13 protein-coding genes are annotated in these 12,183 nt (G+C 67.7%); 4 read left to right on the top strand and 9 right to left on the bottom strand.

The annotated features are described in order from the left end of the window. Window positions 1-49: 49 nt before the first annotated feature. From ACYVGD_RS12795 to ACYVGD_RS12785, 3 genes are read left to right on the top strand one after another with little or no spacing between them, the layout of a single operon-like run. Window positions 50-265, top strand: coding sequence for a DUF2243 domain-containing protein (locus tag ACYVGD_RS12795; protein ID WP_460744124.1), 216 nt, complete (start codon window positions 50-52; stop codon window positions 263-265). Beyond that, window positions 181-600: a DUF2243 domain-containing protein gene (locus tag ACYVGD_RS12790; RefSeq protein WP_460744123.1), complete on the top strand. Its 420-nt coding sequence runs from the start codon at window positions 181-183 to the stop codon at window positions 598-600. Before ACYVGD_RS12795 ends, ACYVGD_RS12790 begins: the two co-directional genes overlap by 85 nt. Next, window positions 597-1,427, top strand: coding sequence for a cytochrome c oxidase assembly protein (locus ACYVGD_RS12785; RefSeq protein WP_460744122.1), 831 nt, complete (start codon window positions 597-599; stop codon window positions 1,425-1,427). The genes ACYVGD_RS12790 and ACYVGD_RS12785 overlap by 4 nt, the downstream gene beginning before the upstream one ends. Window positions 1,428-1,458: 31 nt before the next feature. On the opposite strand, the gene ACYVGD_RS12780 is transcribed toward ACYVGD_RS12785, so the two are convergent. The 8 genes from ACYVGD_RS12780 to ACYVGD_RS12745 all read right to left on the bottom strand — a co-directional run bounded on the left by ACYVGD_RS12780 (window position 1,459) and on the right by ACYVGD_RS12745 (window position 10,483). Next, window positions 1,459-3,795, bottom strand: a complete 2,337-nt coding sequence (locus ACYVGD_RS12780) for a copper-transporting P-type ATPase (protein ID WP_460744247.1) — start codon at window positions 3,793-3,795, stop codon at window positions 1,459-1,461. Between the two features lie 68 nt (window positions 3,796-3,863). Beyond that, complete coding sequence (locus ACYVGD_RS12775) at window positions 3,864-4,169, bottom strand: hypothetical protein (RefSeq protein WP_460744121.1); 306 nt, start codon at window positions 4,167-4,169, stop codon at window positions 3,864-3,866. A 175-nt stretch (window positions 4,170-4,344) separates the two neighbouring features. After that, complete coding sequence (locus ACYVGD_RS12770; RefSeq protein WP_460744120.1) at window positions 4,345-5,823, bottom strand: multicopper oxidase family protein; 1,479 nt, start codon at window positions 5,821-5,823, stop codon at window positions 4,345-4,347. A gap of 35 nt (window positions 5,824-5,858) precedes the next feature. Then, window positions 5,859-6,854: a HAMP domain-containing sensor histidine kinase gene (locus tag ACYVGD_RS12765; protein ID WP_460744119.1), complete on the bottom strand. Its 996-nt coding sequence runs from the start codon at window positions 6,852-6,854 to the stop codon at window positions 5,859-5,861. A gap of 143 nt (window positions 6,855-6,997) precedes the next feature. After that, window positions 6,998-7,693, bottom strand: a complete 696-nt coding sequence (locus ACYVGD_RS12760; protein WP_460744118.1) for a response regulator — start codon at window positions 7,691-7,693, stop codon at window positions 6,998-7,000. Window positions 7,694-7,724: 31 nt separating this feature from the next. Then, window positions 7,725-8,369: a DUF6803 family protein gene (locus tag ACYVGD_RS12755; RefSeq protein WP_207483723.1), complete on the bottom strand. Its 645-nt coding sequence runs from the start codon at window positions 8,367-8,369 to the stop codon at window positions 7,725-7,727. 256 nt (window positions 8,370-8,625) lie between these two features. Continuing rightward, complete coding sequence (locus ACYVGD_RS12750; protein WP_460744117.1) at window positions 8,626-9,183, bottom strand: YdcF family protein; 558 nt, start codon at window positions 9,181-9,183, stop codon at window positions 8,626-8,628. Between the two features lie 262 nt (window positions 9,184-9,445). Then, window positions 9,446-10,483 (bottom strand): LLM class flavin-dependent oxidoreductase, encoded by a 1,038-nt coding sequence (locus ACYVGD_RS12745; protein WP_460744115.1) that lies wholly within the window; start codon window positions 10,481-10,483, stop codon window positions 9,446-9,448. Window positions 10,484-10,593: 110 nt separating this feature from the next. Here ACYVGD_RS12745 and ACYVGD_RS12740 point away from each other — a divergent pair, with 110 nt between their 5' ends. Further along, on the top strand, window positions 10,594-11,760 hold the full coding sequence (locus ACYVGD_RS12740; RefSeq protein ID WP_460744113.1) for a nucleotide sugar dehydrogenase: 1,167 nt from the start codon (window positions 10,594-10,596) through the stop codon (window positions 11,758-11,760). Window positions 11,761-11,780: 20 nt separating this feature from the next. On the opposite strand, the gene ACYVGD_RS12735 is transcribed toward ACYVGD_RS12740, so the two are convergent. Next, window positions 11,781-12,110 (bottom strand): glycosyltransferase, encoded by a 330-nt coding sequence (locus tag ACYVGD_RS12735; protein WP_460744111.1) that lies wholly within the window; start codon window positions 12,108-12,110, stop codon window positions 11,781-11,783. Between the last annotated feature and the right edge of the window lie 73 nt (window positions 12,111-12,183).

The raw sequence follows: 12,183 nt of genomic DNA, 5'->3' as shown, positions 1-12,183 counted from the left end.
GACTCGTCGTAGGGTGTTTGTCGACATATCCATCCGTGAAGGAGTCGGCATGAGCAGCATGCACGCGGCGACGGCAGCGCCCACGTCGACCAGGCCGCCCGGCATCGCCCTCCCCGGGATCCTGCTCGGCATCGGCCTCGGAGGCTTCCTCGACGGCATCCTGCTGCACCAGATCCTGCAGTGGCACCACATGCTGTCGAGCTCGCCACGGCCAACATCCCGATCGGTGACTACCCGGTCGACACGGTCCACGGCCTGGAGATGAACACCGTCTGGGACGGCATCTTCCACGCCGCCACGTGGACGTCGACGCTCGCCGGCCTGGGCCTGCTGTACGCCAGGGTCACCCACGCCCGCGGCCGCGTGTGGACGTCCCGGGTGTTGTGGGGCTGGATCCTGTTCGGTTGGGGCCTGTTCAACTTCGTCGAGGGCATCATCAACCACCACGTGTTGGGCATCCACCACGTGATCGGCGGCGCCAACCAGCTCGCCGCCGACCTCGCGTTCCTCGCGTCCGGCGTGGTGCTGATGGGGGTCGGCTGGCTCGTGCAGCGCTCCGGCGCCCCGGTCGACGACGTCGCATCCACACGCGCGTCATGAGCGCCGTCCTCGTCCCCCTGCACACGGGCGGCCACGGCCACGTCGGCGCCGAGGTCGCCTGGCTGCCGCTGGTGGCGGCGGTCGCGGTGGGGGTCGCGTACGCGGTCCTGGCGGCCCGGCGCGGCAGGGAGCCGCGCGGCTGGAAGAGCTGGTGTACGGCGTCGTTCCTGGTGGGGTGTGGCCTGCTGGCCGCGTCGGCGGTGCCGGGGTGGTCGCCGTGGCCGCCGCACGGCTTCGCGACGCACATGCTGCAGCACCTGCTCATCGGCATGTACGCCCCGTTGTTCCTCGCGCTGGGTGCGCCGCTGACGCTGCTGCTGCGCTCGGTGCCGCGGCTGGTGGGCAAGCGGGTGGGCCGGCTGCTGCGTACGCCGCTGCTGAGGTTCTTGGCCCACCCGGTGACGGCGATGGTCCTGAACCTGGGCGGGATGGCGGTGCTGTATTTCACGCCCCTGTATGTGCTGGCCACCCACCACGGGTGGGTGCACTCGCTGGTGCACGTGCACTTCCTCGCCGCGGGCTACCTGTTCGCATACTCCATCTGTGGCGCCGATCCCGCGCCGCACCGGCCGTCGGTGCCGTTCCGGCTGGTGGTGCTGGGCGTGTCGATCACGGTGCACGCGCTGCTGGCGCAGGCGATCTATGGGGGCCTGTGGACGCAGGTGCCAGCGACGCCGGCCGAGCGCAGGGCTGGAGCCGACCTCATGTACTACGGCGGGGACATCGCCGAGCTGGGCCTGGCCCTGGTGGCTATGTCAACTTCATTTGGCCCCGGGTTGTCGGTCTGGCTGGGCCCCGGTTGGGTGCGAGAAGCCAACCCAGAGTGAACTCCGGGCAGCTTATGGGGGGCAGTTCATGTCAGTGGTGTCGGCGCAGGCGCAGGGAGTTGGTGATGACGCTCACCGAACTGAGGGCCATGGCGGCTGCGGCGATCATCGGGGACAACAGCCAGCCGAAGGCGGGGTAGAGCACTCCCGCGGCGATCGGAATGCCGATGACGTTGTAGATGAATGCGAACAGCAGGTTCTGCTTGATGTTGCGCATAGTGTCGACGGACAGGTCGCGGGCCTTGACCAGGGCTGCGAGGTCGCCGCCGAGGAGGGTCACGTCCGCGCTCTCGATGGCGACGTCGGTCCCGGTGCCCATGGCGACGCCAACGTCCGCTCCGGCCAGGGCAGGGGCGTCGTTGACGCCGTCACCGGCCATCGCGACCGTGTGACCTTGCTCCTGGAACCGCTGGACGTGCCCATGCTTCTGATCCGGAAGCACGTCCGCGATCACCTCGTCGATGTGGAGCTCGTCGGCGATGGCGTGGGCGGTGGTGGCGTTGTCCCCGGTCAGCATCACGATCCGCATGCCACGGTGACGTAGGTCGTCGATGGCCTGGGCGGTGGTGGGCTTGAGTGGGTCGGCGATGGCCAGGATGCTTGCAGGCTGACCATCGACAGTCACGATGACGGCAGTGGCTCCTTGGCGACGGAAGGCGTCGATGTCGTCGGTCAGGGGGGTCGTGTCGGCATGCTGGGTCGTGAGGAAGGCAGGGCTGCCGACCATGACCTGGTGACCGTCGACCAATGCTTCGACGCCGCCACCCGGGTGGGCGGTGAATGCAGTGGCGGTCGGTACGGTGACGTCGCGTTCTCGCGCCGCGTCGACGATCGCGCGGGCCAAGGGATGTTCGGACCCGGACTCGACAGCGGCCGCCATGGCCAGCACGATCTCGGCGTGGCGGCCGGTGACGACCTTCTGGTCGACGAGGCTGGGATGGCCCTGGGTCAGGGTCCCGGTCTTGTCGACCACCAGGGTGTCGATCTTCTGCAGTCGTTCGAGTGCTTCGGCGTTCTTGACCAGGACGCCATCGCGGGCTCCGCGACCAACCCCGACCATGATGGACATGGGTGTGGCAAGGCCAAGCGCGCAAGGGCAGGCGATGATGAGCACGGACACTGCAGCAACGATCGCGAACGGTAGCCGGGGCTGTGGCCCGACCGTGGCCCAGACGGCGAAGGTGATCAGTGCGATGCCGATCACGACCGGCACGAACACAGCGGAGATCTTGTCGACGAGCCCTTGGATGGGGGCTTGGGAACGTTGCGCCTGGGACACGAGGTCGACGATGCGGGCCAGGGTCGAGTCGGCGCCCAGGCCGGTGGCCTCGATGACCAGGCTGCCGCCGCTGGTGATGGTGCCGCCGATCACACGGTCGCCGGGGTTCTTGTCAACAGGTACCGGCTCGCCGGTGATCATGGATTCGTCGACGTAGGCGTGGCCGTCGACCACGATGCCGTCTGCTGGGATCTTCTCACCGGGGCGGACCCGGCAATGGTCGCCGACCTGCAGGTCCGCGGATGGCACTTCCTCTTCTTCTCCGTCGGGGTTGATGCGGTGCGCGGTGGCTGGCGACAGGTCCAGCAGGGCGCGGATGGCACCCGAGGTCTGGTCGCGTGCCCGCAGTTCGAGTACCTGCCCCAGCAGCACCAGGGTGATGATCACGGCGGCGGCCTCGAAGTAGACGCCGACCCGGCCACCGTCATCACGCATGATGGCCGGGAAGATCCCCGGGGCCAGGACGGCGACCACACTGTAGAACCACGCGGCACCCACACCGAGGCTGACGAGGGTGAACATGTTGAGGTGCCGGCTGGCCACTGATCGGGCGCCACGTGCGAAGAATGGCCACCCGGCCCACCACACCACGGGGGTGGACAGCGCGAGTTCGACCCAGGGCACCCACGCCCCGACGGCCAGGGCCGGGACCATCGCCAGCACCACCAGGGGCAGGCTGAGCACGGCTGCCACGCGGAGACGGCGGCGCATGTCTGCCAGCTCTGGGTTGGGTCCGTCGTGGACGCCCACCGAGACCGGTTCGAGCGCCATGCCACAGATCGGGCACTCGCCCGGCCCATCCTGCCGGATCTCGGGGTGCATGGGGCAGGTCCATTCGCCATCGCGTGGGCCGGTGTCGGCCTGTGGTGGCGGGGCGCTTTGCCCGCCGTGCTCTTGGTGGGCAGCAGTCTGCCCGGGGTGGGTGTGCTGGTGTGCTGCTGGCGCGGGGGGCTGTCCGTCCGGTTGGAGGAACATGCCGCACTTGGGGCAGCGGCCAGGGTGGTCACTGGTGACCTCGGGGTGCATGGGGCAGGTGAAGGAGTCCCCTTCAGCCGTGATGGGCTTGTCGGGTGGGGTAGGGCTGGTCATGGTCTTCTTCGTCCGTTGAGTGGTGGTGCTCTGTGGTGCTGGTGGGCGCGTGGTGCGAGGTTCTTGGCTCAGTGGTGATCGGCCCCGTGGTTCATCATCCGCATCATGAGCCACATCATCACTACGCAGCCGAGGGCGGGGATGACGGCGGCCATGACGCCGCCTGCGGCGAGGCTGGCACGACCTGTCCACAGGTATCCGGCCACGATGAGCAGCATTGGGGCACACATCAGCAGGTGCATCCAGTGGTGGCTCTTGCCGTGGCCTGTCATCTTCGGGTCGTGCCGGTGCTGCACGGGCTCGAGTTCCGGGTCGGCGGCGGGGCGGGGAGCGTCGCTGTCACTGCGGTTGAGCTGGGTGGGGCTTGTGTACATGGTGGTCTCCTTCGTCGTGTGTGGCTGGCTGCCGTCACCATCCAGACTGTCGAGCGTCCATGAAGCTGGACCGGGGCAAATGATGAAGGTTTGACCAAGACGTCGGAGGCATGTGCGGGCATGCGGCGGTGCGGTTCCCGGGGTGACGCGGGAACCGCATCGGCGTGGGCTGGGGTCAGTAGCGCAGGCTGGTCATCATGCCGATCTCGGCGTGGTAGATGTTGTGGCAGTGCAGCATCCAGGCTCCGGGGTTGTCGGCCTGCAGGTCGGCCTCGATGGTCTGCATGGGCAGCAGCAGCACGGTGTCCTTGCGTAGTCCGTTGCTGCCCGGCAGGGACCAAGTGTGGCCGTGGATGTGCATCGGGTGGGCCATCATCGTCATGTTCGTCATCCGCATCCGGACCCGCTGTCCCGGGCTGATCGACAGGGGTGTGTCCTCACCGAACTTCTTGCCGTTGATGCCCCAGGCGTAGGGCTTCATCTGGCCGTTGAGCTGGACCTCGAGGGTCTGCTCCGGTTCCTTGTCGGGCAGCTTGGCTGCGTCGGCGGCGCGCAGGGCGGTGCCCAGGGCAGCCTTTCCTCCGAGTTCGGGGATTCGGGTGGTGGCCGGCGGAATGCTGCCGGCGCCGGTCTTGACGATGGCGCGGGCGGGAGTACCGGTCTTGCCCTCGGGGGCGGCCTGCAGCACGAAGACGCCGTCGCCGACGGTGACGGTGGCGTCGATCCTTTCTCCCATGGCGAGGTAGATGGCCGTCGCCTCGACCGGCTGCACGGCGAATCCGTCGGCGTGGGTGATGGTGAGTCGGTGCCCGGACAGGCCGACCTTGAAGATCGTGTCGGCTCCGGCGTTGATGAGCCGTAGCCGGATCTTGTCTCCGGGGCGTGCCGTGAGGGTGCGCGGTGCGGCCGGGATCCGGCCGTTGACGACGTAGTGCGGGTAGCTCACGTCTCCGGCATCGCCCAAGGGGGAACTGCCGTGGTCCATGCCTCCCATGTCGTGGTTCATTCCTTGGGACAGGGGGCCGCTGTTGGCCTTGAAGTCGGCGAAGATCGCATCCGGTGACTTGCCCACCCCATCGGTCCAGTCATCCAGGACCAGGACCCATTCCGCGTCGTGGTCGCCCGGATCGCGTGGGTCGTCCAGCACGAGGGGAGCGTACAGGCCCCGGTCGATCTGGACTCCGCTGTGGGGATGGAAGAAGTAGGTTCCGGCATGGGGTGCGACGAACTCGTAGGTGAAGGCACTCTTGGCGGCGATGGGGTCCTGAGTGACACCAGGCACACCGTCGGAGGCGTTGCGCAGGGCAATGCCGTGCCAGTGCACCGAGGTGGCTGTGGGGAGCTGGTTGTCGACCGTGACCCGGAACAGGTCGCCCGCCTTGCCGCGCAGGACGTTCCCGTCGAGTTCGTCGGTGTAGGCCCAGGTCTTGGCCAGGACACCGCCCAGGTCCAAGGTGACAGGGCGCGGGGTCAGGGTGTGGGTGATAGTCGTCGCCCCGGCCGGGGTGGCGAGTGGTGTCTGGGTCGGGATGGCCCATGTGGCCGGGGTGGTGCTGGCCGGGGAGGGCTGCTTGGCGCCGCATGCAGCCAGGGCGCTGGTGGATGCCAGGCCGAGGCCGGCGAGCAAGGCCTGTCGGCGAGTGATCGTGTTCATGCCCCCGACTCTTCCCGCCCCGCATTGTGACCGGGTCAGGGAAGTGTGGAGATTCGATCAAGACTTCGTGGCAGCACCAGGGTGAACGACGCACCGCAGCCCACCCCCGGACTGGCCGCCAGCACGTCGCCCCCATGTGCCCGGGCGACGGCTCTGGCGATGGTCAGGCCGACTCCGGTTCCGCCGTCGACGTCACGGACCCTGCGTGATCCTTGGTGGAAGAAGCGTTCGAAGACGTGGGGCACCTCACCGGCGGGTATGCCTGCGCCGGTGTCGCTGACCTGGATGGACACCGAGTCCGTGTCAGACCAGCTCGTCACACATACCTCACCCCCGCGTGGCGTGTGCTGGACGGCGTTGCGCAGCAGGTTGTCCAGGACCTGGCCGATGCGTGCAGGGTCGACATCCACCTCCACGGGGCAGTTGCCACGGGTCACCAGCTGGATACCTGCCTCGGCACAGGCTTTCGCACACGAGGTGACCGCCGATTCCACCAGGTCATCGATGCGGGTCAGCCGTAGTTCCAAGGGGATCCGCCCCTCCTCTGCCCTGGAGACCTCGGAGATGTCGGCCGCCAGCGCCGTGATGCGCTCGTTCTGGCGTTGGAGGACCTCAAGGACCTCCGGCCCATACACGGCGACTCCGTCCTCGAGGCTCTCGAGCGTCACCCGCGTCACGGACAGGGGCGTGCGCAGCTCATGGCCAAGATCGGTCAACATGCGTCGTCGGGTGGCCTCCGTGGCCGCGATCTGGGCCGCCATCCGGTTGAACTCATGGGCCACGGATTCGAGTTCGCGCCCCAGTGGCGGCATGCGCACGGGGTCGTCGTAGTTGCCGTGCGCGACCCTCTCAGCCCCCTCGGCCAGGGCATCCAGCCCTCGGATGAGGCTGCGGTTCAGCACCCATGACGTCACCGCCGCGATCATCATCGCGGCGGCAAGCCCCAATCCCAGGGAGGCCGCACCGGCGTCATGGAAGGCACGCTCGGCATGGTCCAGCACCATGGGCTGGGTGTGCCCGGCCTCGGCCATGTGCTTCTTGAACAACGGCGGGCCCATCTCCAGGGCGGTCAGGACCAGCGTGACGCTCATGGTGACCAGGACGGCGAACTGGGTCCACACCAGCCGTCGACCCCACGACAACCCGGGCCACAGCTCTGATGGCCGTCCTCCCATCAGCCTCGGCCCATCCGGTAGCCCACGCCCCGCACAGTCAGCACGTAGCGGGGATCGGCGGCCTCCTCACCCAGCTTCTTGCGAAGGTGTGCCACGTGGACATCGACCAGATGGTCGTCGCCGACCCAGTCCTCGCCCCAGACCATGTCCGTGAGCTGACGCCGGCTCAACACACGTCCGGGATGCGCGGACAGCGCCTTCAGCAGGTCGAACTCGGTGCGTGTCAGGTCCACCGCCACACCATCCATGAAAGCCTCGCGCGAGTCGGGATGCACCACCAGTTCCCCGATCCTGCGGGCGACGGATGCCGAAGCCGTGGATCTCGGGCGACGCAGCATCACCTGGACGCGTGCGACGAGTTCGCGCGGGCTGAAGGGCTTGGTGAGGTAGTCATCCGCGCCCACGGACAGCCCGATGAGCATGTCCACCTCGTCAGCTCGCGCGGTCAGCATCAGGACGTAGCAGTCGCTGAAGGTGCGCACCTTGCGACAGACCTCCACTCCGTCGAGGCCCGGAAGGCCAAGGTCGAGGATGACGACATCCGGCTGCTCCTCCCGGATCCGCGACACCGCCTCGTTCCCGTCTGCACAGGTGTCTGCGGCCATGCCGGCCCGTTCCAGGTAGTTCTTCACCGTGCCGGCCAGCACCGGTTCGTCGTCGACCACCAGCACCGAAGTGCGCGCCACATCGTTCATGGCTCCACCTCACCACGAGACCCAGCAGGCGTCACCTCGTCGGTTGCGAGGACGGGGACATGTTGTGGTTCATGCTGCCCATGTCGTGGTTCATGCCGGACATGCCACCCATGTCATGGGTCATGACGCTCGACGACGTGTCACCTCCCAGGACTGCCGGATCGACCATCCCGAAGATCATCGCCACGTGGGCCACCACGAGGAAGGCCGCCACCATCGCCACGTGCATCCGCAGACGGTTCTCACTACTGCGGCCCAGGACCCCCGCCTCGAGGAGACTGATCACGAGCATGGGCAGGCCACCGACCAAGTAGCTGAGGACCGCGATGACATCAGCCGGGCCGCGCCATCCCCCATTCATGGTCAAGGGCACCACCGCGTGGACCATCAGGTGCGTCCCGATGAAGACCCACACGGGACCGGCGAGCAGGCCAGCAGCCCGACTGAGCCTCGCCACCCACGGGGCTGCGGGCCGGTCATTGCGGCGCCCCAGCAGCATGACCAGTTCCGTGATCGCCAAGGTCTCGGCCAGGATGACCGGGAGGGCCATGAACAACAGCAGGTTCCACGGTTGCCGCACCGCGAGAAGTTCCATGTAGTGGGTCATCGCCATGCCAGCCATGCCCGAGCCAGCAGTCAGGTCGGGCACGGCCAGGGCCAGCCCGACCGCGGCCACGCTGGCAATTCCCAGGAATGCGAGGGACCCACGAGCCAGGGATGAGGATCCATTCGTCGTCATGCCGCCAAGCCTCCAGGCGGCATGTCGAGCCACGAGCAAGACAGTGTGAAGAAATGATCAAGATCCACCGCGAACACCGGCTGTCACCCACCTCCCCCGTCCGGACCATCGATGCCCCGGACCTGTGCAGACGCTTTCACGATACGCGAACGGGGAGGAAAAATGAACAAGCCCCGTTCGTCGAAGGCCATGCTCAGCACCCCCGCAGCACGGACGCCTTGACGTAGGCCCCGGTCTCGTAGAGCACGGCGACGGCCTTGGCGCGGCGGCCCTCGGACTCCTGGACGTGCATGCGGACCGTGCCGGGGAAGCAGCGCTCCATCAGCATGCGGGACCGCGACAGGTGGGTGCGGTGGCTGACCACGGTGACCGACGTCCAGCCGCGCTCGCGGGCGAGGCCGGCGAACACGCGGGCCTCGCCGCGGGTGGTGAGCGGGTCGGGGGTGGTGCAGACGACCTCGCGACCACCGCTGGTGCCGGCGGCGCAGAGCTTCGCGTACGCGGGCATGGCCATCAGCTCGGGTGTGGTGGAGACGACGAGCACCCGGCCGGGCAGCTTCGTGTAGAGGTCCTGGAGGATGACTTCGACACCGCCACTGGACGCGAGCACGTACGTCGCGTCGGTCTGCTGGAGGGGGTCGACGTCGGGCCGCAGAATGTAGCGGGAGGCGAGCGCGGCCCATGCGCTGCCGGCCAGGAGGGCGGCGAGGGTCGCTGCGGCCAGGATGCGTCGCGTCCTGGGGCCATGCACGTCGCAAGTCTATGCAGCCATTCAGGGGCGCCTCCTTAGTGCAGTCGCGTCCTCGCAGGACCGGTGAGCGAAGGGGCGGCGGGCAATGACGGATGAGAAGACAGAGAACGAGCGCGTCGTGCGACGTGGACGACATAGCGCCAGCACGCCCCGGCCCACACGACGGCGAGCAGCGCAGTGGCGGCGGACAGGACGAGCAGGGGCTTGCGGTTCACGCCGCGAGGCTAGCCGGAGTGGGAGAACGGGGGGTTACGGCCAGCCGTCAAACGGCGTACCCCGTGACGGGCCCCTCGGTGTTCGGCCGCCATCCGAGCTCCGGCGCGACGTGCTCAGCGAAGTTCTGCAACACCCGGAGGTTCGCGTCGACGCCGAGCTGTGACGGGATGGTCAGCATGAGCGTGTCGGCCGCCATGACCGCGGCATCGCTCCTGAGCTCATGGATCAGCCGGTCGGGCTCCCCGACATAGGTGCGGCCGAACGTGGAGCGGAAGCCGTCGATGACCCCGATCTGGTCGTGGCCCTCGCGACGCATCTGCAGCCAGAGCGCATCGTTGCCGTCGACGACGGGGAACACACTGCGGCTGACCGACACCCGCGGCGTCCGCGCGTGGCCGGCGTCGGCGTACGCATCGCGATAGCGGGCGATCTGGTCGGCCTGGAGGTCGCCGAACGCCTGGCCGGTGGCCTCGGTGAGGAGGGTGGAGCTCATGAGGTTGAGTCCCTGGCGACCGACCCATTCGGCCGACTCGCGTGAACCGGCACCCCACCAGATGCGGTCGCGTAGCCCGGGGGAGTGGGGCTCGACGGACAGCCGTACGCGGCGGCCGTACTGCGCGGGGTCGGCGTCGACCATCGACTCGCCGTCGATCGCCCGCAGGAAGGTCGTGAACTTCTCGCGGGCGATGTCGGCGCCTCGGGGGTCGGTCGAGCCGGTGTAGCCGAACGCCTCCCAGCCGCGGTCGGCCGGCTCGGGTGATCCGCGGCTCACGCCGAGGGCGATGCGATTGTTGGCGATGAGGTCGAGCGCGGCGGCCTCCTCGGCCATCTGCAGCGGGTTCTCGTAGCGCATGTCGATCACGCCTGTGCCGACCTCGATGCGCTGCGTACGCGCGGCCATTGCGGTGAGCAGCGGCATGGGGGAGGCGGCTTGGCGGGCGAAGTGGTGGACGCGGAGATAGGCGCCGTTGACGCCGATCTCGTCCGCGCCGGTGGCGAGGTCGACGTGGTCGTGCAGCATCTGCTGCGCATCGGGGCCGGGCGCGCCGTAGTGACCAAAGCTGAGGAAACCGAAGGCCTTCATGTGTCGGGCAACCTGGGTGACTGTTCAACTATTCCCGCTGGGGGCGGGTCGAGACTCCATGTGCTCCTCGAGCGAGCACCGCGAGTCGCGAAGCCTCTACCATGGCCCTTATGCGGATCGCGGCCTTCGGTATGGGTTATGTCGGCATGGCCTCGGCGGTGCTGCTGTCGCAGCGCCACGACGTCGTGGCCGTGGACATCGACGAGTCCCGCGTACGCGCGATCTCGGAGCGGCGCTCGCCGATCGTCGACCCGGACATCGAGGAGTTCCTCGCGACGAAGGACCTGCGGCTGACAGCAACGACGGACGCGGCGGAGGCCCTGGCGGGCGCGGACTTCGTGATCATCGCGACACCCACGGACTACAACACCGAGACCCAGTATTTCGACACCTCCACCGTCGAGAAGGTCCTCGCCCAGGTCGCCCAGCACGCGCCGGCGTCGACGGTCGTGATCAAGTCGACGATCCCGGTGGGATTCACCGCGCGCGTACGCCAGGACTTCCCCGATCAGAAGATCCTGTTCTCGCCGGAGTTCCTGCGCGAGGGGCGTGCGCTGCACGACAACCTGCACCCGTCGCGCATCGTCGTCGCCGACCCGTGCCCGGAGGCGGAGACCTTCGCGAACCTGCTGAAGGAGGGCTCGCTCGACGAGGACACCCCGGTGATGCTGGTCGGCGCCACGGAGGCCGAGGCGATCAAGCTGTTCGCCAACACCTACCTGGCGATGCGGGTGGCGTACTTCAACGAGCTCGACACGTACGCGGCCACCCACGGCCTCGACACGAAGCAGATCATCGAGGGCGTCGGCCTCGACCCGCGCATCGGCAACTTCTACAACAACCCGTCGTTCGGCTACGGCGGCTACTGCCTGCCGAAGGACACCAAGCAGCTGTTGGCGAACTACCAGGCCGTGCCGCAGACCCTGATCAAGGCGATCGTGGAGTCGAACACCACGCGCAAGGACTTCATCGCCTTTGACATCCTCGACCGGAAGCCGAAGGTTGTCGGCATCTACCGGCTGGCGATGAAGGCCGGATCGGACAACTTCCGCGCCTCGTCGATTCAGGGGATCATGAAGCGCATCAAGGCCAAGGGCATCCCCGTGGTGCTCTACGAGCCGCTGTTCGACGGCGACTCGTTCTACAACTCCGAGGTGATCAAGGATCTCGGGGAGTTCCTCGAGCGCTGTGACGTCGTCGTCGCCAACCGGATGGTCGACGAGCTCAAGGACGTGGCGGACAAGGTCTACACACGGGACCTGTACGGCCAAGACTGAGCTCACATTGGGCGTCGCTGCTACTTCCTAGGGCTGAAACTCCCGACAGAACGGTAGATCTCCGACATGGCTTCCTTGACCGGGCCAGCACCGTACGCTTGCACGCGCTCGCGCCCCTTCATGCCGTAGCGGTGGGCGAGATCGGCATCGGTCAGCAGGTCGATGATGGCCCGAGAGGTGTCTTCCACGCGACCGCCTACGATCCGCCCGTTCACCCAGTCACTCACAAGTTCGCGACTCCCCCTGCAATCAGAGACCACGAGGGGGAGCCCCGTTGCCATGGCTTCCTTGACATTCACAGGAAGGCCCTCACGGTGAGACACCAGCACGGCGAGGTCTGCTGCGCGCATCAAATCGGCTCTTCACAGATGAGGGTGTAGCGGTCGATGGCGGTGTGGGCGCGTCGGTCCGGGGATAGACGTC

This window comes from Mariniluteicoccus endophyticus (assembly GCF_054780035.1).
Note: the sequence above shows the minus strand (reverse complement) of the source record. Positions and strands in the feature narration are given on the sequence as shown.

Excerpts from the sequence above, each read along its gene's own strand:
- ACYVGD_RS12760 (WP_460744118.1), bottom strand. The coding sequence starts at position 7,693 with ATGAACGATGTGGCGCGCACTTCGGTGCTGGTGGTCGACGACGAACCG.
- ACYVGD_RS12775 (WP_460744121.1), bottom strand. The coding sequence starts at position 4,169 with ATGTACACAAGCCCCACCCAGCTCAACCGCAGTGACAGCGACGCTCCC.
- ACYVGD_RS12785 (WP_460744122.1), top strand. The coding sequence starts at position 597 with ATGAGCGCCGTCCTCGTCCCCCTGCACACGGGCGGCCACGGCCACGTC.
- ACYVGD_RS12745 (WP_460744115.1), bottom strand. The coding sequence starts at position 10,483 with ATGAAGGCCTTCGGTTTCCTCAGCTTTGGTCACTACGGCGCGCCCGGC.
- ACYVGD_RS12740 (WP_460744113.1), top strand. The coding sequence starts at position 10,594 with ATGCGGATCGCGGCCTTCGGTATGGGTTATGTCGGCATGGCCTCGGCG.
- ACYVGD_RS12780 (WP_460744247.1), bottom strand. The coding sequence starts at position 3,795 with ATGACCAGCCCTACCCCACCCGACAAGCCCATCACGGCTGAAGGGGAC.
- ACYVGD_RS12770 (WP_460744120.1), bottom strand. The coding sequence starts at position 5,823 with ATGAACACGATCACTCGCCGACAGGCCTTGCTCGCCGGCCTCGGCCTG.
- ACYVGD_RS12735 (WP_460744111.1), bottom strand. The coding sequence starts at position 12,110 with ATGCGCGCAGCAGACCTCGCCGTGCTGGTGTCTCACCGTGAGGGCCTT.
- ACYVGD_RS12795 (WP_460744124.1), top strand. The coding sequence starts at position 50 with ATGAGCAGCATGCACGCGGCGACGGCAGCGCCCACGTCGACCAGGCCG.
- ACYVGD_RS12765 (WP_460744119.1), bottom strand. The coding sequence starts at position 6,854 with ATGGCCGAGGCCGGGCACACCCAGCCCATGGTGCTGGACCATGCCGAG.